This window comes from Oryzomicrobium terrae (assembly GCF_008274805.1).
In the GTDB taxonomy this organism is placed as follows: domain Bacteria; phylum Pseudomonadota; class Gammaproteobacteria; order Burkholderiales; family Rhodocyclaceae; genus Oryzomicrobium; species Oryzomicrobium terrae.
On the sequence record NZ_CP022579.1, the window covers coordinates 2,357,224 to 2,377,375 of the forward strand.

Sequence of the window (20,152 nt, forward strand, 5' to 3'; positions counted from 1 at the left end):
GTGCAATCGTACAAATCGGCGCGCCGGTGACAATCCCGGTCTGGGGGGCATTGTCGGCAAAGCCCCACCCCGACGCAAAGGGATCGGCGAGCGGGCTTGATACCGGTCAAACCCCGCGCCAGGCGCGGACTTTGGCCATGTTACCAGTCACCCGCCGGGCACGGCGGATGCCGCTGGCGAGACCTTGCTGGGGTGGCAACCTGCACTTCAGTCACCACGGCCAAACCGATCAGCGATCCGGCGATCAGCCGCGGGGCAGCTTGGCTTCGATCTCGTCCCGGGTCACGGCGCCGACCTTGGCCAGCAGCGGATTGCCGTTGGCCTCGATCATGATCGAATAGGGCAGCCCCCCGACGCTGTTGCCGAGGCGGCGCATCAAGCCCAGCCCGGCCATGGGCGGGATCAGCACGTTGGAATAGGAGACGCCCATGGACTTGAGGAAGGTGTTCACCCCCTTGAGCTCCTCCTCCACCGCCACGCCGACCACGGTCAGATCCTTGCGGGCGGAGGCCAGGGCCGTCAGCTCCGGCATCTCGCGCCGGCAGGGAGCGCACCAGGTGGCCCAGAAATTCACCAATAGGCGCTTGCCCCGGTAGGCCGCCAGGGTAGCGGGCTTGCCGTCGAGGCCGGTCACCGGGGTGCTGAACAAGTCGTCCAGGGCCGCCTTGTCCAGGGTGGCGGCCTGGGCCTCGGCAGAGCCGAACAGGGCCAGGGCCGACACGCCGCACAAGGCTGGCACGCTCACGCCCCCCAGGGCGACGAGCAGACGGCGGCGCATCGGCGAAGTCAGGGCCATGGAACCGGCGAAATCGGTGGGATAGGTGGAACAGGCTGGGGAAGAATCGGCCGCAGGACGGCTGGCCAGGGGCATTTCAAGCATCGACGCAGACTCCGGAAACGATGGGGGCAAGCATACCCGGGATGGGGCGCGGCCACGAGGGCCGCCCCGGGCCGCCGGTCCCTCCCGCGCCGGGTTTTTGATCCGCGGCAAACGGCTGCGGGCCGGGGCGGTGCGACAATCGGCCGCAGCGGCAAACCCGGGGAAACGGGTGACACCGCCCCCCGCCGTCCGTACACTTTGCGACACGGTGTGCACTGGGCTGCACCAGCTGCATCTGCCGCCCCGCTACCGCGCCGTTGGCCCCGCATCCAGTTTCCGTACCGTTGCTTGCGCCGGTCGCCCTAACCTCGTCTGCCCTCATGATCCGCATCCTGCCCCGCTCCTCCGGCCTGACCGACCTGGTGATCTTCGCTGCCGTGGTCGCCCTGGGGGTGGCCGCCTGGCGCTTCGCTCCCCTGCTGCTGCAACAGCCCGACGTGGCCCTGCCCGACCAGGAGTGCGCCCTGGGCCGCGAGGCCTGCCGCGCCGAGCTGCCCGGCGGCGGCACCCTGACCCTGGAAGCCCGCGCCGATGCCGGCGGCGACCTGCAGCCGGGCCAACCGATGCAACTGACCGCCACCCTGGCCGGCGCCGCAGCGGATGACGTGACCGTGGTATTCACCGGTGCGGAAATGGAAATGGGCTATAACCCGGCGCCTCTTGCCGCCGCCCCGGCGGGTGCCGCGGCCCTCGCCGGCACCACCGTCTTCCGCGGCCCGGCCACCATCCCGGTGTGCGTCACCGGCCCCATGACCTGGCGCGCCACGGCCAACCTGCGCCAGTCCGGCCGCACCGTGGCTGTGCCCTTCCGCTTCGCCACCGGCGGCACCGCCGCCAACGGCCACTGACCGCCATGACCGCACCGACGCCCGAACCCGCCCACAATACCGCCCACGATCCCGCCGCCCGCCGGGTAATGATCGCCACCCTGGTGCTGCTGGTGGCAGTGATCGCCGCCCTGGTCGCGTGGCAACCCGGCCGGCCCGACCGGGGTAGCCCGCCGGGCGATGGCCGAAATCTCGATTTCACCCTGCAATCCGCCGACGGCCCGGTGCGCCTGGCCGATTACCGGGGCCAGGTGGTGGTGGTGTATTTCGGCTACACCTTCTGTCCGGACGTCTGCCCCACCTCCCTGGCTACCCTGGGCGCCGCCCTGGAATCCCTGACCCCGGCCGAACAGGCCCGGGTGCAGCCCCTGTTCATTTCGGTGGACCCGGCCCGGGACACGCCGGAACAGCTCAAGTCCTACAGCCGCTTCTTCCACCCCCGCCTGCGCGGACTGACCGGCAGCCCCGAAGCCATCGCCGAGGTGGCCAAGCGCTATGGCGTGTATTACGCCGTGCAGAAGCCGGCCGCCCCCGCCGCGGCGCCAGCGCCAGGCAATGGGCGCAGCGAGGATGCCGGCTACAGCGTGGACCACACCTCGGTGCTGTACCTGATCGGGTCCGACGGCAAGCTCGCCGCCCAACTGCCCCATGGCACCCCGCCCGACGCGGTGGCCGCCGCCTTGCGCCGGCTGATCCCGGCGGCCTCGTGAGCCGCCCACCCCGCATCGTCCCGTTTATCCCCGCTTACCCCTGCTGATTCTTTCGCCGTTCACCTTGTGAGGATTGCCCCATGCGTCTGCTGCTCACCCTGCTCGCTTCCGGCCTGACCGCCCTGAGCGCCGCGTCCCCCGCCGCCTTCGCCGCCGATGCGGCCGGCCTGTCCGTCAGCGCCCCCTTCGTGCGCGCCGTGCCGCCGACGCAAAAGGTCACCGGCGCCTTCATGACCATCAAGAACGCCGGCAGTACCGACCGCAAGCTGGTGGCGGCGGAAAGCCCCGTGGCTGCCAGTGTCGAACTGCACAACCACATCAACGACAACGGCGTGATGAAGATGCGCCCGGTCAAGGAAATCGAGGTCAAGGCCGGCGGTGAAGCCGCCCTCAAGCCGGGCAGCTACCACATCATGCTGATCGATCTGAAGCAACCGGTGAAAGAAGGCGACCAGGTGCCGGTCACCCTCAAGTTCGACGACGGTTCGACCCTCAAGGTGGAGGCTCCAGTGCAACGCCCGGCCCCGGCCGCACCGATGGCACCGATGAGCGACCACGGCCATATGAAGCACTGACCCGCACAGCCCCGCCCCAAACAAAACGCCCTGCCAATCCGGCAGGGCGTTTTGTTTGGTACGGCGACGGTAACTTGGCACGTTGGCGGCCAGGCGGCAACACCGTGCCTCAGGGCATACGGGCACGCCAGCCAGTGTGCTTTCCCCGGTGGAAGATGGCCAGTTGATGGGTGCGCTCGAAGTACTCCGGGGCGTCGGGCACCGGCACCACCTCGCCCATGCCTACCGGCAGGAGCGACAGATGGGCGAAGCGGGCGGCGTGGTCCACGTCGATCTCGACCCCGTCGGACAGGCCGATTTCGTTGCGCAGGTAGTCGACGATGGCCCCGGAAAGTTCGTCGGCCATGTGCAGGAAAGCTTCCCAGGTGCGGGGCAGGATCACCGTGTCGAACACCACCGAGACCAGGGAGTGGCCCGGGTAGGAGCGGATCGGCGTGGCGGTGATGCGGCAACGGCAATCGAAGCGGCGTTCGATGCCGCGGCGGATATCGTCCAGGTTCATGGGCTTTCTCCGGGTGGAGGTTGCTCCCGTGCAACCGCCCTGCCGGACCGCCCCGAAAAAAATCAACGACGGGACAGCGACGCGCCGGCTTGCGCCGTCGGCCGCGATCTAGTTGCCTGAGTCGGGAAATCCGCGCATCAGCTGCTGCACCACCCAGGTCGCCTCCGCCTCGCTCAACATGCTGCTCCAGGGCGGCATCGGCGTCCCCTTACGTCCATAGAACACGGTGGCGGCCAAAGATTCCATCGGCTTGCCGGCCAGGGCCTCCGGGGTCAGGGCCGGCCCCAGGCCGCCCTTGAAGGTCATGCCGTGGCAGGAGCCGCAATCCTGGCGGACCATGCGGATGATTTCGGCGCGGCGCGCCGGGGCGGGGCTTACCCCCGCCTCGGCGGCGGCCCGGGCAGGTGGCGCGGCCAGCAAAGCGGCGCACAGACCGGTCAGCAACAGGGCCGCCGCCAGCCGCCGGGGGGCGCTGGGGCGGGAAAAAACGGCGATCGCCTCGGTCACGGCATTTGGCTCCGGAAAAAAGGGCGGGATGGGCATAACGCTAGCAGAACAAGCAGGGAAAACGGGGATCGAAGCGGATGACAGCCCGGTAGAATCCCGGTGCGACACCCGCCGCCTACGCGGAGCGACGAGCACATCCGGCCATAACCCTACTCTGATCGTGGCGGCGCCGAGCCTCCTTGACCCGAATCAAGGAGGGACGGGGCCATCCGGGCAAACTCCGGCCATGACGTCCGCGTCGGCCCGCCGAGGGTTGCGCGGGCACCGGCGCAGCGGTTTCGTGTTGTTGTTCCCTGCCTCCCGACGTATGCTTTGACGCCCGAGAGAGAGTCCATTGAATGAAGCTCCTGCCCAATGACCCCAATACCCGCCGCGCCATCGAGCCCGGCAAGGTCTACCTTGTGGGGGCCGGCCCCGGCGATCCGGAGCTGCTGACCCTGCGCGCAGCCCGCCTGATCGGCGCCGCCGACGTGCTGGTCTACGATCATCTGATCGGCGAGTCCATCCTCGACATGGCCCCGGCCACCGTCCGCCGGGTGTTCGTCGGCAAGGAATCGGCCAACCATTCCCTTCCCCAGGATGACATCAACCACCTGCTGGTGAAGCTGGCCCAGGAAGGGCTGCGGGTGGTGCGCCTGAAGGGCGGCGACCCGTTCATCTTCGGCCGGGGCGGCGAGGAGATCGAAGTCCTGGCCCGCCACGGCATCCCCTTCGAGGTGGTGCCGGGCATCACCGCCGCCGCCGGCTGCGCCGCCTACGGGGGCTTTCCCCTCACCCACCGGGAGCATGCCCAGACCCTGGTGTTCGCCACCGGCCACCTCAAGGACAACACGGTGGATCTGGACTGGACCGCCCTGGCCCGGCCGCGCCAGACCGTGGTGTTCTACATGGGGGTGGCGGCGGCCAAGGAAATCTGCCGCCAACTGATCGCCCACGGCCTGCCCGCCGACACCCCGGCCGCCGCCATCGAAAAGGGCACCACGGTGCGCCAGCGGGTGGTGGCCGCCACCCTGGCGACCCTGCCCGAGCGCATCCGTCTCGACCACGTCAAGCCGCCGGCCCTGCTGGTGGTGGGCGGGGTGATCAACCTGCGGCAATGCTGCACCTGGTTCGACCCGTGCGACGACCGGGCCCCGACGCAAGAGAACGGCCACCACGCCGCCCCCCTGGCCGCGGCGCAACACGCCACCGCCTGACCCCCTCCCCCGAAACCGAGCACTGGCGCGGCTTCGGGGGCAGCACCCTTGCAGAGTCAATATTGGCGCGGCCTTCCGGACTAATACGCTGAAGACGCCCGACTGACGCGGTGTTTCAGGCCATCTCCCTGAAGATCCGCACCAGGCTTTGCTTTCCGAAGCGGCATCGTGGAGATGCCCGTCCGGCGCGGGGTTCGGCGGTTCTTGCCCCGCCCACGGCCATGCCGCTAGAATCCGCCCCCTCAGGGGCGCGAAGGGGCGCCCTCCCGCACAAGAGGCCCTCACCCTTCTCATCGCATCGTGGATGTGACCCACCGATTCGCCTGGCGCAGCGGGACGCCGAATAGCGAATAGGACCGTTCACATGACCACGTCACTCGCCGTCGTCACCGGCGCCGCCTCCGGCATCGGTTTCGCCCTCAGCCAGGAACTCGCCGCCCGCGGCAACGATGTCATCGCCATCGACTGGGCGCCACCGCCGTTCCGCGACGCCCCCCGCATCACCGCCCTCCAGGCCGACGTCAGCGACGCCGCCGCAATGCAGCGCATTGCCGCCGCCTTTGCCCGCCGCCCCCTCGCCTACCTCTTCGCCAACGCCGGCATCGCCGCGCCCGGCTCGGTTTTTGGCGCCAGCGCCCAGGACTGGCAGCACGCCTGGGCGGTCAACACCCTGGGGCCGCTTCACACCCTGCGCAGCTGGTGGCCCCATCTGGAGGCGGCCGGAGGCAGCGCTATCGTCACCGTATCGGCGGCGGCCTTGCTCGCCTACCCCGGGGCGCCCCTGTACCGCACCACCAAGGCGGCCCTGCTCAGCCTGCTGGAAGGCCTCTACTATGAAACCCGGGATTCCGGCGTGACGCTGCACGCCCTGTGCCCGGGCCTGGTGCAGAGCGGCATCCTGGACAACGCCCGGCTGCGCCACGGAGCCGCCCTGGCGGATACGCCCCTCACCCGCTACCTGGACGACGCCCTGCGCCGCGCCGAGCCTGCCCGGGACTTCGCCCGGCGGGTACTCGACGACCTGGCGGCAGAGCCTCCCCCGCCGTTTTACTGGTTGCCTCATCCGGACACCCGCGCCGGCGTTGAACAGCGCCAGTACGGCGTACTCGATGGCGGCCACCCGACCCTGGCCTTTGGAGCCGCGCGATGACCGCCCCCGTCGAGGAGTTGAAGGTGCGCGCCCGCCTGTTGCGCAAGGCCCTGGCGGCGCGGGAGCCAGCTGCCCTGGCGCGGGCCGAGGCCACGGCCCGGCAGCGGCGCTGGCCGACTGGCGAAGGCTGCTCCCTGTCCCGCTGCCTGAACCTGGTGGCGGTGGAGGCCGGCTTTACCCACTGGGACCACGCCCGCACCGTCCTGGCCGGCAACGCCCGTCCAGGCAGCGACATGGGGCGGTTCTGGTACGCCCCGGCCTGCGCCGCCCTGCTCAACCACTGGTGCACCAGCCTGGCCGAGGCCCGCCTGGCGCTGGCGGCGGCACCAGGCCGCTACCTGCTGCCCTACGGCCGGCAATTCGTAGTGGTGGAAACCCCGTTCATCGCCGCCTTGGGCCTGGACCCGGACGATCCGGCCTGGAGCGCCCTGGAGCGGGACGTGGCGGGCGGCTACGGCAGCGCCCCGTGGCGCGTCCTGGCGGCCGCCCGGCTGGCCGCTACCCGGGGGAATACGGGCCAAGCCGGCCACAGGCCCCGCTAGGGGATTCCCCGGCCGATCCGGGCAACCCCGCCTGCCAGCCGGCGGGACGGCCCGGCGTGCCGGAATCGCCGGCCACAACGCCAACTGCCTGGCGCACAAAAAGAAACCCCGTGGAACTCCGCGACTGGCGCGGGATTCCACGGGGCGGGCAGCGGCCGCCGCCGGTGCGCGGCCGCGCACTACGCCGCTTACTGCTTGGCGGCGACGATATCGCCCTTGGTGTCGATCCCCAGGGTGTAGCCGAAGCTGACCTGGTGGAAGCGGCCCACGGTGTAGTCGTCGTGGATGGCGAAGCCGAAGTTGTAGGCCTTGCCCGGGGCCAGGGTCACGTCGCCCTCGCCGCCCGGGGCCAGTTTGCGGGTGAAGGTCACCGTCCAGGTGTCGCCCTTCTGCTCGCCCTTGGCCTCGACCAGGCCCTTGCCGCCTTCCATGACCCGCTTGTCGGCCACGTAGCCGTCGTGGCTCTTGCCCTTGGAGGTCCACTGGATCAGGTCGTAGTACTTGCCGGACGCCAGGTTGCCGTCCTTGACGTACTTGGTCTTCTTGTCGTCCTTGCCGTCGGGCATGGTGCGCGCGTCGTTGTGGCAGGTGGCCCAGCAACCGCCCTGGTCGGCCAGATCGACCTTGTGGTCTTCGAGCATGAAGGCCAGCTTGACCGGGTTGTCCTTGTCCATCTTCTCGCCGCCGCCGGCGGGCTGCTTCCAGGTGAAGCGCAGGTAGAGGTTGGCGCCGTCGTGGGCGGCCTGCACCTGGACCGGGATCGAGCCGGCCTTGCCCTTGATCGGGCGGGGCTCGTTGCGGGCGCCGGAGGCGATCTTCTTGCCGATGTCGGCCACTTCCTCCTCGTGGCAGCCGATGCACTGCTCGCCCTTCTTGATGCCCTTGGCGCCGCCGTGCTCGCTGCCCTTCATGATCCATTCGAGGGGTGAAGCGCCGGGGTAGAAGACGGTGATTTTCTTGGCCGGCACCTTGCTCCAGTCGGGAGCGGCGGCGTTGGCGTTGCCGGCGGCGAAGGCCAGGCCGCAGGCGGCGGCCAGAGTGAGCTTGCTGAGCGAGGTCAGAGCGGTGGTCATGGGGATTCTCCTGTGACGAAAGCGGGTCGGGTGAAAAGGGCGCGATGGCGCGGACGAAGGGCCCGGGCGGCGCGGCCGCCCGGCGCCGCTCACTCGTCGTCCTCGTCGGTCATGTCCTTGGGTTTGTGGTGGGCGATGCCCTTGTGGCAGTCGATGCAGGTACCGCCATCCTGCTGGGCCAGTTCGTGCTGCTTACGCGCCCGCTGCTTCTGGGAATCGGCGTTCATGCCCTGGAAGCTGTGGCAGTTGCGGCACTCGCGGGAATCGCTCTTCTTCATGCGTTCCCACTCGTGGCGGGCCAGTTCCAAGCGCTTGGCCTCGAACTTTTCCTTGGTGTCGATGGTGCCCACCAGCTTGCCGTACACCTCTTTGGAAGCCTGGATCTTGCGCAGCACCTTGTAGGTCCACTCCTTGGGCACGTGGCAATCCGGGCAGGTCGCCCGCACGCCGGTGCGGTTGGTGTAGTGGATGGTCTGCTTGTATTCCTGATAGACGTTGTCCTTCATCTCGTGGCACGAGATGCAGAACTCCAGCTTGTTAGTCGCCTCCATGGCGGTATTGAAGCCGCCCCAGAGAATGATCCCGGAGACGATGCCTACCGAGAGCAGGGCAAGCACCGAATACTTGGTGCTGGGTTTGCAGAGACAGCCGCACAAGCGGCGGAAAAGGCCCTCCCGGGGGGCCGGAGATTGGTCGGGAGTGTGTTCGGACATGGTGGTCCCACCTGTGCCCGCCGGGCCGTAACCCGACGGATCGGAACTGGAAAGGTGGCGGCGGGACGGACCCGCCGCCGGTCGGTACCGTTCACCCGCACCGGAGGGCGTCCCCTCACGGGGAACGCCGCCCGGTGCATGGCAGGCTTAGTACACGTCGTGCTGGGTGTTGAGGATGTTGAACTTGCCGGTGGGGGTGATCATCTTCGGATCGGTGATCACCTTCTTCACGGTCAAGGTCTTGTCGTCATACACCACGATGGCCGACTGGTCGGTCTTGCCACCCCACAGGGAGATCCACACCTCGGTGCCGTCGGCGCTGTATTCCGGATGCACGGCGCGGCGGATGGCCTTGGTTTCCGGCAGGCCGGAGTCCTTGGCCACGTTGAGGATCTTGGTCGGCTTGGACAGGTCGCTGATGTTCCACACCGCCACCGACTCGGCCACTTCCCGTTCCGGGTTCTGCGGCGCGTCGGCCCACAGGTGCTTGGACTTGGGATGGGTCTTGACGAACAGGTTGCCGGAGCCGGTGTTCTTGACCTCCTGCACCACCTTCCAGGCGTTGGCCTTGTGCTTGGCCGGGTCGGTGCCGATCAGGGAGATCACGTCGGCGCCCAGGTGGCCGGTGGCCCACACCGGACCGAACTGGGGATGGACGAAGTTGGCGCCGCGACCCGGGTGGGGGATCTTGGCCGTGGGCACCAGGGCCGCCAGCTTGCCTTCCTTGGTATCGACCACCGCCACCTTGTTGGAGGCGTTGGCGGCCACCAGGAAGTAGCGCTTGGACGCATCCCAGCCGCCGTCGTGCAGGAACTTGGCGGACTCGATGGTGGTTTCCTTGAGGTTGTTGATGTCGGAATAATCCACCAGCTTGATCTGGCCGGTCTCCTTGATGTTCACCACCCACTCGGGCTTGGTCATGGAGGCGACGATGGAGGCCACGCGGGGTTCCGGGTGGTACTCGCCGTCCACGGTCATGCCGCGGGTGCTGACGATCTTGATCGGCTTGAGGGTGGCGCCGTCCATGATGGCGTACTGGGGCGGCCAGTAGCCGCCGGCGATGGCGTACTTGTCCTCGAAGCCTTTGAACTTGGAGGTATCCACCGAACGGGCGTCGTAGGCCACCTTGACCTCGGCCACCACCGCCGGCTTCTCCATCCACAGGTCGATCAGGGACAGGCGGCCATCGCGGCCGATCACGTACACGTAGCGGCCGGAGGCGGAAACGCGGGAGATGTGCACCGCGTAGCCGGTCTTGACGATGCTGCTGATTTCCTTGGTATCGCCGTCGATCAGCGCCACCTCGCCGGTATCGCGCAGGGTGACCGACATGATCTTCTGCAGATTCAGCTTGTTCATCTGCTTCTTGGGCCGCTGATCCACCGGAACGATCAGCTTCCAGGTTGCCTCCATGTCCTTCATGGAGAACTCCGGCGGCACGTCCGGAGGCGTCTGGATGTAGCGGGCCATCAGGTTGATCTCATCCTTGGACAGGATGTCGTCGAAGTTCACCATGCCGCCTTCGGTACCGTAGGAGATGATCTTCTCCAGACGGCCGGTGCCGAGCTTGGTGGTGCCCCCTTCCTGAGTGGAGCCGTCGGGCAGTTTCTTGGTCCAGTGCGGCTCCAGGTTCTTGCCGGTGGCGCCCTTGCGCAGCACGCCGTGGCAGCCGGCGCAGCGCTCGAAGTAGATCTTCTTGGCCTGTTCCTTCTCGGCTGCCGTCAGTTCAGGGCCGGCGGAACCGGAGGCCTGGGCAAAGGCGTTGCCTACGGCGAAGGGAAGTGCGGCCAGGGCGAAGGCTCCCCCGATTGCCCAGCGTCGCGTGCTAATGGTCTTCTTGGTCATGGTTCTCACTCTCCGTAAAAGGGGGACACGAACCAGACCGGCGCCAAGGCGCACGGGACCGGCCCCGCGGAGAGTCGGCTACCCGTGGAGGTCCACGGGCATGCCAAGAGAGTGTCGCTGCCACGCGCCTGGAAACGCCCCCTAGGGGGCGAATCGCTGCGCCGATCGACGTGCAACCTGACCTGTTGTGGCGACGGCTCCGAAACCTCCCCTTCGGAACGACCGGCTCAAGGACTCCCGACCCCTATTACCTGGGAGTTGCACCTTGCCGGATTCATATCCACCGCGGAAAGGAAGGTACCCTTTCCGCCAACGGGGAGACTTTGACAAAACTTAAAAATCCCCAAGCAGGACAAAGCCTTACAGCGGCAATGGTTAATGACAAACGAATAAATTAACGTCATTAATGGCCGATCAAAAACGGCCGAAACGATGGGGGTGTGAAGAACGCTCCCGGGCTGCAAAATCGGGGAACCCGGCGGGTTTTACCGATAGGTCAGATAACGGTCAGATCACGAAAAACCCGTGGGTGCCGTCCCGCTCCAACTGGGCCACCAGACCGAATTCCCAATCGAGATAGCCCTGCATCGCTTCCCGGGGATTGTCGGTGCCCTCGTAGGGGCGTCGGTAGCGGTCGATGGGTGGCGAAGCCAGGTGCTCCTCACCAGTCGCCGTCGGCTGATCAGCGGTGATCCAGGCCGGGGTGCCACCTTGCAGCACCACCACCTCGCCAGATACCAGGGGCGCCAGCTCCGCCGCCGCCAGTCGTGCCAAGCCATCGTCCTGACTGCCGTCGCCGGCCACCACGTAGCGACTGGCCGACGGCAGCGTGGCCACGGCGGCGGCCAGAGCGGAACGCAGGACAAACCAGGCGCCGGGAATATGGGCACGGCGATAGGCGATGCCGGGCGACACATCCACCACCAGCGCCTTGGCCGGGGTGGCGAGCCAGTCGGCTAGGGTCGCCGGCGTCACGGCGGCAATCTCGGGCAGGGCCGGCAGGGGTGCCTGCCAGGGGCCGCGTGCGCCGAAAGCGTCGGCCGGAACATCATCGAGCACCGCCACCTCCCAGCCCATCTGGGCCAGCCAGGAGGCGCTCATGTTGGCCCGGGCGCCGTCGTCGTCCACCAACACTAGGCGGGCGCCGCGCACCGGGGCGACCATCTCGGTCTCCTGAACCAGCTGGCCGCCGGGGGTGGAGCGGAAGCCCGGCAGATGGCCGGCGGCGTATTCCTCCGGGGTGCGCACGTCGAACAGGTAGGTGGTGCGGCCGGCCTCGCCGCGCCAGCGCTCCAGGTCGGCCAGGGTGGCGCGGGCCACGCCGGCCCGGTCGGCCACCCGGCGGGCCCGGGCAGCGGCCTCGTCCCGGGCGGCGTCGGACACGGGGGGGAAGCGCCGCCCCTGGCCCTTATCGAGGGCTTGGCCAGCCAGGGTCCAGCCGATGGTACCGTTGCGCAGGGCGGCCACCGGATTGGGAATGCCGGCATTCACCAGGGACTGGGTGCCGATGATGCTGCGGGTGCGGCCGGCACAATTGACGATCACTCGGGTCTCGGGCCGGGGCGCCAGGGTGGGCACCCGCAGCACCAGCTCGGCGCCGGGCACGCTGGTGGCGGTGGGGATGCTCATGGTCTGGTACTCGTCGAAGCGGCGGGCGTCCACGATCACCACGTCGGCCCCGGTGTCGATCAGAGCCTGGACCTCCTCGGCGGCTAGGGACGGGGTATGGCGCTTCGCCTCTACCAGCTCGCCGAAGGCCTTGCTCGGCACGTTCACGTCGCGGAACACCTCGCCGCCGGCGGCGATCCAGCCGGCCAGTCCGCCGGCAAAGAGGGCCACGTCCGTATACCCCAGCGCGATCAGGCGGCGGGCGGCGGTGTCGGCCAGGCCGCCCGGGGCGCCGTCGTCGTCGAGCACGGCTATGGCCACGTCGCGGCGCGGCAGCTTGGCGTAGGCATCCAGCTCGATGCGCGCCAGGGGCAGGTTGGCGGCGAACAGGGGATGGGCCTGGGCGTGGGGGTCTTCCTCGCGCACGTCGAGGAGCGCGATCTCGCGCTTTTCCAGCAGGGCGGCGCGCACTTCGGCGTAGGTGCGCACGGGCAGGGCAGGCGGAATACTCATCGGCGGCATTAGCTCCACAGGTTGGGAACGAGGGCACTGGCGTACCCGGAGACGAAGGACTTGGCCGCGCCGCTGGCCGGGTCGAAGACATGGCGGTCGATGCGGCCGATGTTGCCGCCATAGACGTGAATGCTGATCGACGCCTGGTCGGCCAGGTCGTTGGCCACCTCGTGCACGTCGCCGATGCGGGGCGACACGGCGGTCACCTGGCCGGGCAGCAGCACGCTGGAACCGCTCACGACGAACGAGCCGTCGGCCTGGCGCGCGTAGTCGGTGGCCCGTTCCCGGCCGCGCAGGCCACCCACCAGCCCCCACACGGTGTGGTCGTGCACCGGGGTCTTCTGCCCCGGCCCCCAGACGAAGCTGACCACCGAGAAGCGGTCGAAGGGATCGGCGTAGAGCAGGTATTGCTGGTAGTAGGTCGGATGGGGCGCGGCAAAGGCCTCCGGCAGCCAGTCGTCCTGGGCCACCAAGCGGGCGAGCAGCTGTCCGCCCTCCGCCAGGATGCGCGGTTCGGCCGGGTTGGTGTGGAGCAGGGCCGACAGGTCCCGCACGAAGGCGAGCAGCTTGCTTGGGCTGGGTTGGTGGGGTTGGCTCATGGCGTTCTTGAAATGAAACATTCAGGGCGCGGAAAAGAATCCGCGTTCCGGGATCCACGGCCCACGTCCAGGGGAGCCGAAGGGAGCGCCCCCGTCCCAGCCCCCCCATTGGCGGATTCCCGCGGCTAGGCGGCGGCCATCCTCACAAAACGGCCCATGGACAGGGGAGACAGGTGTGGGCTCTGGGTGAAGGGCTCGCAACCGAGCAGCGCGCAGTTCTGGACGACGGCGATAAAGGCGCCCCAATGGGTAATGGATAAGTGTGGGAAGCGTTGCAGACGCGATACGGCAAAAACCCTGCAAGTGGGCCGGAAATGATCTGGCGGCCGACTATAGGCAAGGACGGGCATGCCGGCTATGCCGTTTTTCTGCTATCGATATGCACACAAAATCCAGCACGAGCCCCTCATGAGGCGCCAAGTGAGGTCTGACCAGGCGAGGTACCCGAGGCCGAAGCAGCCCCGGGTGCCATGGCCACCTCGGCAGAGGCATGATGCATGGGGCTGCCGTCAATTCCAGTCGTCGTCACTGCCGGCGCCATCGTCCCAGGATGAGGTATCCGTCACACCGAAATCGGTGCCGCCCAGGTCGTTGAAATAGGTGCCCTGAAACGTGGGGCCGATGTCGGCCAGGCCATTGCCGGCGGGCGCTTGGGGCGTGCCATGCCCCTCCTTGCCGTCGAGAAAATGATGCATCAGGGCTTCGCCAGCCACTACCCCAGCACCGACCGCCGCACCGGTGGCCAGGCCGCCCATGACCCGGGAGCCTAGCCCCGGTTCCGCCGTGCCGGCCGCTCCATACGCCGGAGCACCATAGGGGCTGTTAGGGACGCCGTAAGGGGCTCCCGGCCCTGCTCCCGAACCGTTTCCTGCCGGCATGCCGTTGCGCCGGGCCATCAGTCGTGTCGCCAGGATGATGAAGGCGACCAGTCCCAGCCCGGCGGCGGCGAGCCCCCAGGGAAACGCCCCCTGGTTGCCGGGCGGTACGGCCAAGGCCTGGGGCAACGGCTGTTGCGACGCCGTCCGGGCCGAACCGGAATTGGAACTCCCCAGCAGGCCTTTCAGGTTCTGCACGGCTTGGGGCTTGGCGAACGGCAAGCCGGGCGCCAGGCGCTCCGCCGTCGCCAACTCGGCCGCAGCTTTCTGGAACTGGCCCTGCTTGGCCAGCAGCTCGGCTTCGACATAGTGCGCTTTGCCGCTCTCCGGATGGGCCTGCAGTACCTGGTGCATCATCGTCTGCGCCTGGGCCAGATTGCCGGATTGGGCAGTCTGGTAGACCTGGTGCAGGGTAGGCTCATCGGCCAGGGCGGCTCCGCTGAAGCACGCGGCGGAAAACAGCATCGCCAACCCCATGAAAACAGTTCTGATCATTTCGGCGCTCCTTGAAAACACGAACCCTGACGGGTGGGACAGGTCTTGGACGGGAAGGTAGAGGCCACTCGAACCGTGCGAACGTTTCCGGCCAACCGGCCCACCGGGCAAAGGTAGGAGTGCTGGGGCAGCGCTTCAAGTGTCGTTTGGCAACCAATCCGTAACACCGTGTTTCCAGGACAGCAGGAGCTCTTCGAGCAGGGGTGTGACGCGTGGGTAGCACGGCGGGAACAGGGCAAGTCACAAGGAGAGTGGGGCGAATCGAGACCGGGGAGCGGCACGGCCGGCTGCTATAATTCCGCCCTCTTCGCGTTTCGCCTGAGCCCGGCGCCAGTTTTGTGGCATCGCTACGCCTCGTGGCGGCTTGCCACGGAATATGGCGGCGACGGGGGAGCGGGGTGAAGACACCGCCAGCGGGCACATACCCCATGCACCTCCTGGCCGCCGCCCAGTTCTTCTGGCACCAGGCGTTTCCTAGCCACATTTCCAGGCAACAAAAAACGCCCGAAACCGAAACGGTTTGGGGCGTTTGCTGTGACTTGCCGCAAAAGTTGGATTTTTGCTGTGGTGCCGGAAGAGGGACTCGAACCCTCACGCCTTGCGGCGGCGGATTTTGAATCCGCTGCGTCTACCGATTCCGCCATCCCGGCACGGGCTGCCCACGGTTCGGTTATAACCCGTTGGGCTTGGCAAGGAGGCGGATTATCCAGTATCCCGCCCCCGGCAGCAAGCCACTGCTCACGTCATTTTTTTGTTTTGGTATGTCCCTCACCGTCGACGATTTCGATTTTCCCCTGCCCCCGGAACTGATCGCCCAGCACCCGGCCGCGCAACGCACCGCCAGCCGCCTGCTGCACGTGGACGGCGGGGCGTTATCCGACCGCCAGTTCACCGACCTGCCTTCTCTGCTCGCCCCCGGCGACCTGCTGGTGTTCAACGACACCCGGGTGATCAAGGCCCGCTTCTTCGGCGCCAAGGAAAGCGGCGGCGCCGTGGAGGTCCTGGTGGAGCGCATCGTCGAACCTCACCGGGCCCTGGCCCAGGTGCGCGCCTCCAAGTCGCCCAAGCCAGGCACCCGGCTGTTGCTGGAAAACAGTTTCGGCGTCACCGTCACCGGCCGGGAAGGGGAGTTCTTCGTTCTTGAACTGCCCGGCGCTGCCAGCGGCAGCGGCCCGGATTTCTGGCAGCTGACTGAAGCCCACGGCCGCCTGCCCCTGCCCCCCTACATCAGCCACGGCGCCGAGGCCGAGGATGAATCGCGCTACCAGACGGTCTATGCCCGCGCCCCGGGCGCAGTGGCCGCGCCCACCGCCGGTTTGCACTTCGATGAGCCGCTACTGGAACGCCTCAAGGAAATGGGCGTGGAACAGGCTTTCCTCACCCTGCACGTGGGGGCCGGCACCTTCCAGCCGGTGCGGGTGACCAACATCGCCGACCACCACATGCACAGCGAACGCTTCGAGATCCCCGAGGCGACTGCCGCGGCCATCGCCGCGACCCGGGCCCGGGGCGGCCGGGTGGTGGCGGTGGGCACCACCAGCCTGCGCGCCCTGGAATCCGCGGCCCTGCAAGGCGGCCGGGAGGACGGCACGGTGCCGGCCGGGGGCGCCGAAACCGACATCTTCATCACCCCGGGCTACCAGTTCCGGGTAGTGGACCGACTGGTCACCAACTTCCACCTGCCCAAGTCCACCCTGCTGATGCTGGTGGCGGCCCTGGCCGGGTTCGATACCATCCGCGCCGCCTACGCCCACGCCGTGGAACAACGCTACCGCTTCTTCAGCTACGGCGACGCCATGCTGCTGGAGCGGGCTGCGCCGCCCCAGGCGTAAGCCGCCCTCGCCCGCGCAGACCGCGCCTTCGCCCGACACTTTTCCCCGTCTTTCCGCTCCCATGTCCGACAAGAAATTCGAACTCCTCGCCACCGACGGCCGCGCCCGCCGGGGCCGCCTGACCCTGCCCCACGGGGTGGTGGAAACCCCGGTATTCATGCCGGTGGGCACCTACGGCACGGTCAAGGCCATGACGCCCCAGGCCCTGCGCGACATCGAAGCCCAGATCTGCCTGGGCAACACCTTTCACCTGTGGCTGCGCCCGGGGCTGGACGTGATCCGCGCCCACGGCGGCCTGCACGGCTTCATGGGCTGGGAGAAGCCGATCCTGACGGACTCCGGCGGCTTCCAGGTGTTTTCCCTAGGCGCCCTGCGCAAGATCACCGAGGAGGGGGTGAAGTTCGCCTCGCCCATCGACGGGGCCAAGTTGTTCCTCACCCCGGAGGAGTCGATGCGCATCCAGACAGTGCTCAACTCCGACGTCGTCATGATCTTCGACGAATGCACGCCCTACCCGGCCAGCCACGACGAGGCGGCCAAATCGATGCGCCTGTCGCTGCGCTGGGCCAAGCGTTCCCGGGAAGAATTCGACCGCCAGGAGAACCCCAATACCCTGTTCGCCATCGTCCAGGGCGGCATGTACGAGGATCTGCGCGACGAATCCCTGGCGGCCCTGGAAGAGATCGGCTTCTTCGGCTTCGCCATCGGCGGCCTGTCGGTGGGCGAACCCAAGGAGGACATGGAGCGCATCCTGGCTCACACGGCACCCAAGTTGCCGGCGGACAAGCCCCACTACCTGATGGGCGTGGGCACTCCCGAGGACATCGTCAATGCGGTGGCCCAGGGCATCGACATGTTCGATTGCGTGATGCCCACCCGCAACGCCCGCAACGGCCACCTGTTTACCCGCTACGGCGACGTCAAGATCAAGAACGCCCGCTACCGGGAGGACACCCGGCCCCTGGACGAGTCCTGCGACTGCTACGCCTGCCGCAACTTCTCCCGGGCCTACCTGCACCACCTGTTCCGCACCGGCGAGATCCTCGGCAGCATGCTCAACACCATTCACAACCTGCGCTATTACCAGGTGCTGACCGGGGAAATCCGCGCCGCCATCGCCGCCGGCGAGTACGAGGACTTCCGCCGCCGCTTCGCCGCCGAACGCGGTCGCGGTCCGGCCTGACCGATTGAACGCGGCGGCCCCTTGCAATCCGGCCCGCCGCCCCCAATTACACTTGGTTAATCAAGGCCTGGCGCTGCCAGTGATACACTCCCCGACTTAGGTTTTTGACGGCCTGTGCCCGGTTTTCATGGCGCGGCCCTACTTTTCACCCAATTATTAGAACCGGAGAAACCCTGTGCTGATTTCCCTCGCCCATGCCCAGACCGCCGCCCCGGCCGGTCCCGCCGACAGCTTCATGCAACTGCTGCCGATCATTCTCATGTTCGTGGTGTTGTGGTTCCTGATGATCCGCCCGCAGATGAAGCGCGCCAAGGAACAGAAGGCCATGGTCGAAGCCCTGCAAAAGGGCGACGAAGTGGTGACCCAGGGCGGCATCGTCGGCCGCATCGCCAAGGTGGGCGACAACTACATCCATCTGGAAGTGGCCGAAGGCAAGGACGGTACTGTGGAAATGGTGGTGCAAAAAGCCGCCGTGCAGGTACTGCTGCCCAAGGGCACGCTGAAGTCCCTGTAAGCGGGACGGAACCGGGGGCGCCGCAAGCGCCCCTTTCGCTTTTTTACCGCCCCCGTCTCCGCTCCCCCGCGTGGCGCCTCGGCGTCTCGGCGTTTATCTGCCGGCTCTCTGTCTCGCATTGAAACCATGAACCGCTACCCGCTCTGGAAATACATCACGGTGGCTGTGGCCCTGCTGCTGGGCCTCATTTACACCCTGCCCAACTTCTTCGGTGAATCCCCCGCCGTGCAGGTGTCCTCCGCCAAGGCCACCATCAAGGCCGATGCGCGCCTGCAGGCCCAGGTCGAAGACATCCTCAAGACCGGCGGCTTCAACGCCACCGGTGTTCAGCTCGACGCCAACAGCATCAAGGTGCGCCTGGCCGACACCGACACCCAGCTGAAGGTCAAGGACGCCATCGAGAAGGCGCTCAACACCGACCCCCAGGACCCCCAGTACGTGGTGGCCCTGAACCTGCTGTCGGCCTCGCCCCAATGGCTCACCAGCCTGCACGCCCTGCCCATGTACCTGGGCCTGGACCTGCGCGGCGGCGTGCACTTCCTGCTCCAGGTGGACATGAAGGGCGCCGTGACCAAGCGCCAGGATTCCCTGGCCGCCGATCTGCGCACCCAGCTGCGCGACAAGAACGTGCGCCACGCCGGCATCAACCGGGAAGGCGAACGGGTGGTGATCAAGTTCCGCGACGAGGAAACCCGCAACGCCGGCCGCCGCGCCATCGAGGACGCCCAGCAGGATCTGTCCCTGAGCGACGGCACCAGCGGTTCCGACCTGACCCTCTCCGCCACCCTCAAGCCCGAGGCGGTCAAGCGCCTGCAGGAATTCGCCCTGAAGCAGAACATCACCACCCTGCACAACCGGATCAACGAGCTGGGCGTGGCCGAGCCGGTGATCCAGCAGCAGGGTGTGGACCGCATCGTCGTGCAACTGCCCGGCGTGCAGGACACGGCCAAGGCCAAGGACATCCTGGGCCGCACCGCCACCCTGGAAATCCGCATGGTGGACGACACCCCGGGCGCCCTGGACGCCGCCATGGCCGGCCAGGTGCCCTTCGGCACCGAGCTGTACAAGGAACGTGGCGGCCTGCCGCTGCTGGTGAAGAAGCAGGTGGTACTCACCGGTGACCGTCTCACCGACGCCCAGCCGGGCTTCGACGGTCAGACCCACGAACCCGCCGTACACCTCACCCTGGACGCTGCCGGCGCCCGCATCTTCCGCGACATCACCCGGGAGAGCGTGGGCAAGCGCATGGCCATCCTGCTCATCGAGAAGGGCAAGGGCGAGGTCATCACCGCTCCGGTGATCCGCACCGAAATCGGCGGCGGCCGGGTGCAGATTTCCGGCCGCATGAGCACCGAGGAAGCCAACGACACCGCCCTGCTGCTGCGCGCCGGCTCCCTGGCGGCGCCGATGGACATCATCGAGGAACGGACCATCGGCCCGTCCCTGGGCGCCGAGAACATCAGCAAGGGCTTCCACTCCACCCTGTGGGGATTCGCCGCCATCGCCCTGTTCATGATCGTGTACTACCAGGTGTTCGGCCTGATCTCGGTGACCGCCCTGGCCTCCAACCTGCTACTGCTGGTGGCCCTGTTGTCGCTGCTGCAAGCCACCCTGACCCTGCCCGGCATCGCCGCCATCGCCCTGACCCTGGGTATGGCCATCGACGCCAACGTGCTGATCAACGAGCGCATCCGCGAGGAACTGCGCGCCGGGCTGCCGCCCCAGTCGGCCATCGCCGCCGGCTACGAGCGCGCCTGGGCGACCATTCTCGACTCCAACGTCACCACCCTGATCGCCGGCGGCGCCCTGCTCGCCTTCGGTTCCGGCCCGGTGCGCGGTTTCGCCGTGGTGCACTGCCTGGGCATCCTCACCTCCATCTTCAGTTCCGTGGTCGTCTCCCGCGCCATCACCAACCTGGTGTACGGCCGTCAGAAGAAGCTGGAGAAGGTGCATATCGGCCAGGTGTGGAAGCCGGGTACCTCCACCGCCGTCGCCAAGTAAGCCCGGGAGACT

Annotated in this window: 20 protein-coding genes and 1 tRNA gene; 10 read left to right on the plus strand and 11 right to left on the minus strand. The window is 67.7% G+C overall.

Translation table 11 applies throughout. The features are described 5' to 3' along the window. Nucleotides 1–244: 244 nt before the first annotated feature. Nucleotides 245–880, minus strand: coding sequence for a TlpA family protein disulfide reductase (locus tag OTERR_RS10690; RefSeq protein ID WP_149425738.1), 636 nt, complete (start codon nucleotides 878–880; stop codon nucleotides 245–247). 320 nt (nucleotides 881–1,200) lie between these two features. On the opposite strand from OTERR_RS10690, the gene OTERR_RS10695 reads away from it, so the two are divergent. From OTERR_RS10695 to OTERR_RS10705, 3 genes are all read left to right on the plus strand, one after another. Continuing rightward, entirely contained in the window at nucleotides 1,201–1,728 is a 528-nt protein-coding gene (locus tag OTERR_RS10695; protein ID WP_054620372.1) for a hypothetical protein, read from the plus strand. 5 nt (nucleotides 1,729–1,733) lie between these two features. Then, complete coding sequence (locus OTERR_RS10700; protein WP_246154134.1) at nucleotides 1,734–2,417, plus strand: SCO family protein; 684 nt, start codon at nucleotides 1,734–1,736, stop codon at nucleotides 2,415–2,417. Nucleotides 2,418–2,497: 80 nt separating this feature from the next. Continuing rightward, nucleotides 2,498–2,992, plus strand: a complete 495-nt coding sequence (locus tag OTERR_RS10705) for a copper chaperone PCu(A)C (protein ID WP_149425739.1) — start codon at nucleotides 2,498–2,500, stop codon at nucleotides 2,990–2,992. Between the two features lie 109 nt (nucleotides 2,993–3,101). Here OTERR_RS10705 and OTERR_RS10710 read toward each other — a convergent pair whose 3' ends face one another. Together OTERR_RS10710 and OTERR_RS10715 are read right to left on the minus strand one after the other, a co-directional pair. Further along, nucleotides 3,102–3,494 carry a hypothetical protein gene (locus tag OTERR_RS10710; RefSeq protein WP_054620370.1) on the minus strand — a complete coding sequence of 131 codons (393 nt, stop codon included), beginning with the start codon at nucleotides 3,492–3,494 and terminating at the stop codon, nucleotides 3,102–3,104. 108 nt (nucleotides 3,495–3,602) lie between these two features. Beyond that, nucleotides 3,603–4,001 (minus strand): c-type cytochrome, encoded by a 399-nt coding sequence (locus tag OTERR_RS10715; protein ID WP_425466013.1) that lies wholly within the window; start codon nucleotides 3,999–4,001, stop codon nucleotides 3,603–3,605. 338 nt (nucleotides 4,002–4,339) lie between these two features. Between OTERR_RS10715 and cobA the strand changes: the two genes are divergently transcribed. The 3 genes from cobA to OTERR_RS10730 all read left to right on the plus strand — a co-directional run bounded on the left by cobA (nucleotide 4,340) and on the right by OTERR_RS10730 (nucleotide 6,889). After that, entirely contained in the window at nucleotides 4,340–5,197 is an 858-nt protein-coding gene (gene cobA, locus OTERR_RS10720) for a uroporphyrinogen-III C-methyltransferase (protein ID WP_149425741.1), read from the plus strand. Between the two features lie 364 nt (nucleotides 5,198–5,561). Next, on the plus strand, nucleotides 5,562–6,347 hold the full coding sequence (locus OTERR_RS10725; protein ID WP_149425742.1) for an SDR family NAD(P)-dependent oxidoreductase: 786 nt from the start codon (nucleotides 5,562–5,564) through the stop codon (nucleotides 6,345–6,347). Continuing rightward, the gene (locus OTERR_RS10730) at nucleotides 6,344–6,889 is read left to right on the plus strand and encodes a hypothetical protein (RefSeq protein ID WP_149425743.1); all 546 of its coding nucleotides are present in this window, start codon (nucleotides 6,344–6,346) and stop codon (nucleotides 6,887–6,889) included. The genes OTERR_RS10725 and OTERR_RS10730 overlap by 4 nt, the downstream gene beginning before the upstream one ends. 188 nt (nucleotides 6,890–7,077) lie before the next feature. Here the strand turns inward: OTERR_RS10730 and OTERR_RS10735 are convergent, their stop codons facing one another. The 8 genes from OTERR_RS10735 to OTERR_RS10765 all read right to left on the minus strand — a co-directional run bounded on the left by OTERR_RS10735 (nucleotide 7,078) and on the right by OTERR_RS10765 (nucleotide 15,260). Next, nucleotides 7,078–7,962: an ethylbenzene dehydrogenase-related protein gene (locus OTERR_RS10735; RefSeq protein WP_054620366.1), complete on the minus strand. Its 885-nt coding sequence runs from the start codon at nucleotides 7,960–7,962 to the stop codon at nucleotides 7,078–7,080. Nucleotides 7,963–8,051: 89 nt separating this feature from the next. Next, nucleotides 8,052–8,675, minus strand: coding sequence for a NapC/NirT family cytochrome c (locus OTERR_RS10740; RefSeq protein WP_082396610.1), 624 nt, complete (start codon nucleotides 8,673–8,675; stop codon nucleotides 8,052–8,054). Between the two features lie 147 nt (nucleotides 8,676–8,822). Beyond that, nucleotides 8,823–10,520: a cytochrome D1 domain-containing protein gene (locus OTERR_RS10745; protein ID WP_054620365.1), complete on the minus strand. Its 1,698-nt coding sequence runs from the start codon at nucleotides 10,518–10,520 to the stop codon at nucleotides 8,823–8,825. A 507-nt stretch (nucleotides 10,521–11,027) separates the two neighbouring features. Next, on the minus strand, nucleotides 11,028–12,641 hold the full coding sequence (locus OTERR_RS10750) for a rhodanese-like domain-containing protein (RefSeq protein WP_149425744.1): 1,614 nt from the start codon (nucleotides 12,639–12,641) through the stop codon (nucleotides 11,028–11,030). A gap of 8 nt (nucleotides 12,642–12,649) precedes the next feature. Further along, nucleotides 12,650–13,240 (minus strand): cysteine dioxygenase family protein, encoded by a 591-nt coding sequence (locus OTERR_RS10755; protein WP_149425745.1) that lies wholly within the window; start codon nucleotides 13,238–13,240, stop codon nucleotides 12,650–12,652. Between the two features lie 125 nt (nucleotides 13,241–13,365). Then, nucleotides 13,366–13,590, minus strand: coding sequence for a hypothetical protein (locus OTERR_RS16735; RefSeq protein WP_187775221.1), 225 nt, complete (start codon nucleotides 13,588–13,590; stop codon nucleotides 13,366–13,368). A gap of 159 nt (nucleotides 13,591–13,749) precedes the next feature. Then, the gene (locus OTERR_RS10760) at nucleotides 13,750–14,610 is read right to left on the minus strand and encodes a tetratricopeptide repeat protein (protein ID WP_149425746.1); all 861 of its coding nucleotides are present in this window, start codon (nucleotides 14,608–14,610) and stop codon (nucleotides 13,750–13,752) included. Between the two features lie 565 nt (nucleotides 14,611–15,175). Next, a tRNA-Leu gene (locus OTERR_RS10765) sits at nucleotides 15,176–15,260 on the minus strand. Nucleotides 15,261–15,371: 111 nt separating this feature from the next. Between OTERR_RS10765 and queA the strand changes: the two genes are divergently transcribed. From queA to secD, 4 genes are all read left to right on the plus strand, one after another. After that, nucleotides 15,372–16,442 carry a tRNA preQ1(34) S-adenosylmethionine ribosyltransferase-isomerase QueA gene (gene queA, locus OTERR_RS10770; RefSeq protein WP_149425747.1) on the plus strand — a complete coding sequence of 357 codons (1,071 nt, stop codon included), beginning with the start codon at nucleotides 15,372–15,374 and terminating at the stop codon, nucleotides 16,440–16,442. A gap of 61 nt (nucleotides 16,443–16,503) precedes the next feature. Next, nucleotides 16,504–17,625, plus strand: a complete 1,122-nt coding sequence (gene tgt / locus OTERR_RS10775; RefSeq protein WP_149425748.1) for a tRNA guanosine(34) transglycosylase Tgt — start codon at nucleotides 16,504–16,506, stop codon at nucleotides 17,623–17,625. Nucleotides 17,626–17,800: 175 nt separating this feature from the next. After that, a complete protein-coding gene (yajC, locus tag OTERR_RS10780; protein WP_054620358.1) occupies nucleotides 17,801–18,139 on the plus strand; it encodes a preprotein translocase subunit YajC in 339 nt (112 codons plus the stop codon). 126 nt (nucleotides 18,140–18,265) lie between these two features. Then, the gene (secD, locus tag OTERR_RS10785) at nucleotides 18,266–20,140 is read left to right on the plus strand and encodes a protein translocase subunit SecD (RefSeq protein ID WP_054620357.1); all 1,875 of its coding nucleotides are present in this window, start codon (nucleotides 18,266–18,268) and stop codon (nucleotides 20,138–20,140) included. Nucleotides 20,141–20,152 lie beyond the last annotated feature (12 nt).

Bases quoted from the DNA above. Each gene is read 5' to 3' on its own strand.
- OTERR_RS10700 (WP_246154134.1), top strand. From the start codon at position 1,734: ATGACCGCACCGACGCCCGAACCCGCCCACAATACCGCCCACGATCCC.
- OTERR_RS10695 (WP_054620372.1), top strand. From the start codon at position 1,201: ATGATCCGCATCCTGCCCCGCTCCTCCGGCCTGACCGACCTGGTGATC.
- OTERR_RS10760 (WP_149425746.1), bottom strand. From the start codon at position 14,610: ATGATCAGAACTGTTTTCATGGGGTTGGCGATGCTGTTTTCCGCCGCG.
- OTERR_RS10690 (WP_149425738.1), bottom strand. From the start codon at position 880: ATGCTTGAAATGCCCCTGGCCAGCCGTCCTGCGGCCGATTCTTCCCCA.
- OTERR_RS10730 (WP_149425743.1), top strand. From the start codon at position 6,344: ATGACCGCCCCCGTCGAGGAGTTGAAGGTGCGCGCCCGCCTGTTGCGC.
- tgt (WP_149425748.1), top strand. From the start codon at position 16,504: ATGTCCGACAAGAAATTCGAACTCCTCGCCACCGACGGCCGCGCCCGC.
- OTERR_RS10705 (WP_149425739.1), top strand. From the start codon at position 2,498: ATGCGTCTGCTGCTCACCCTGCTCGCTTCCGGCCTGACCGCCCTGAGC.
- OTERR_RS16735 (WP_187775221.1), bottom strand. From the start codon at position 13,590: ATGCCCGTCCTTGCCTATAGTCGGCCGCCAGATCATTTCCGGCCCACT.
- OTERR_RS10710 (WP_054620370.1), bottom strand. From the start codon at position 3,494: ATGAACCTGGACGATATCCGCCGCGGCATCGAACGCCGCTTCGATTGC.
- secD (WP_054620357.1), top strand. From the start codon at position 18,266: ATGAACCGCTACCCGCTCTGGAAATACATCACGGTGGCTGTGGCCCTG.
- OTERR_RS10750 (WP_149425744.1), bottom strand. From the start codon at position 12,641: ATGAGTATTCCGCCTGCCCTGCCCGTGCGCACCTACGCCGAAGTGCGC.
- OTERR_RS10735 (WP_054620366.1), bottom strand. From the start codon at position 7,962: ATGACCACCGCTCTGACCTCGCTCAGCAAGCTCACTCTGGCCGCCGCC.
- OTERR_RS10725 (WP_149425742.1), top strand. From the start codon at position 5,562: ATGACCACGTCACTCGCCGTCGTCACCGGCGCCGCCTCCGGCATCGGT.
- OTERR_RS10740 (WP_082396610.1), bottom strand. From the start codon at position 8,675: ATGTCCGAACACACTCCCGACCAATCTCCGGCCCCCCGGGAGGGCCTT.
- OTERR_RS10745 (WP_054620365.1), bottom strand. From the start codon at position 10,520: ATGACCAAGAAGACCATTAGCACGCGACGCTGGGCAATCGGGGGAGCC.
- cobA (WP_149425741.1), top strand. From the start codon at position 4,340: ATGAAGCTCCTGCCCAATGACCCCAATACCCGCCGCGCCATCGAGCCC.
- queA (WP_149425747.1), top strand. From the start codon at position 15,372: ATGTCCCTCACCGTCGACGATTTCGATTTTCCCCTGCCCCCGGAACTG.
- OTERR_RS10755 (WP_149425745.1), bottom strand. From the start codon at position 13,240: ATGAGCCAACCCCACCAACCCAGCCCAAGCAAGCTGCTCGCCTTCGTG.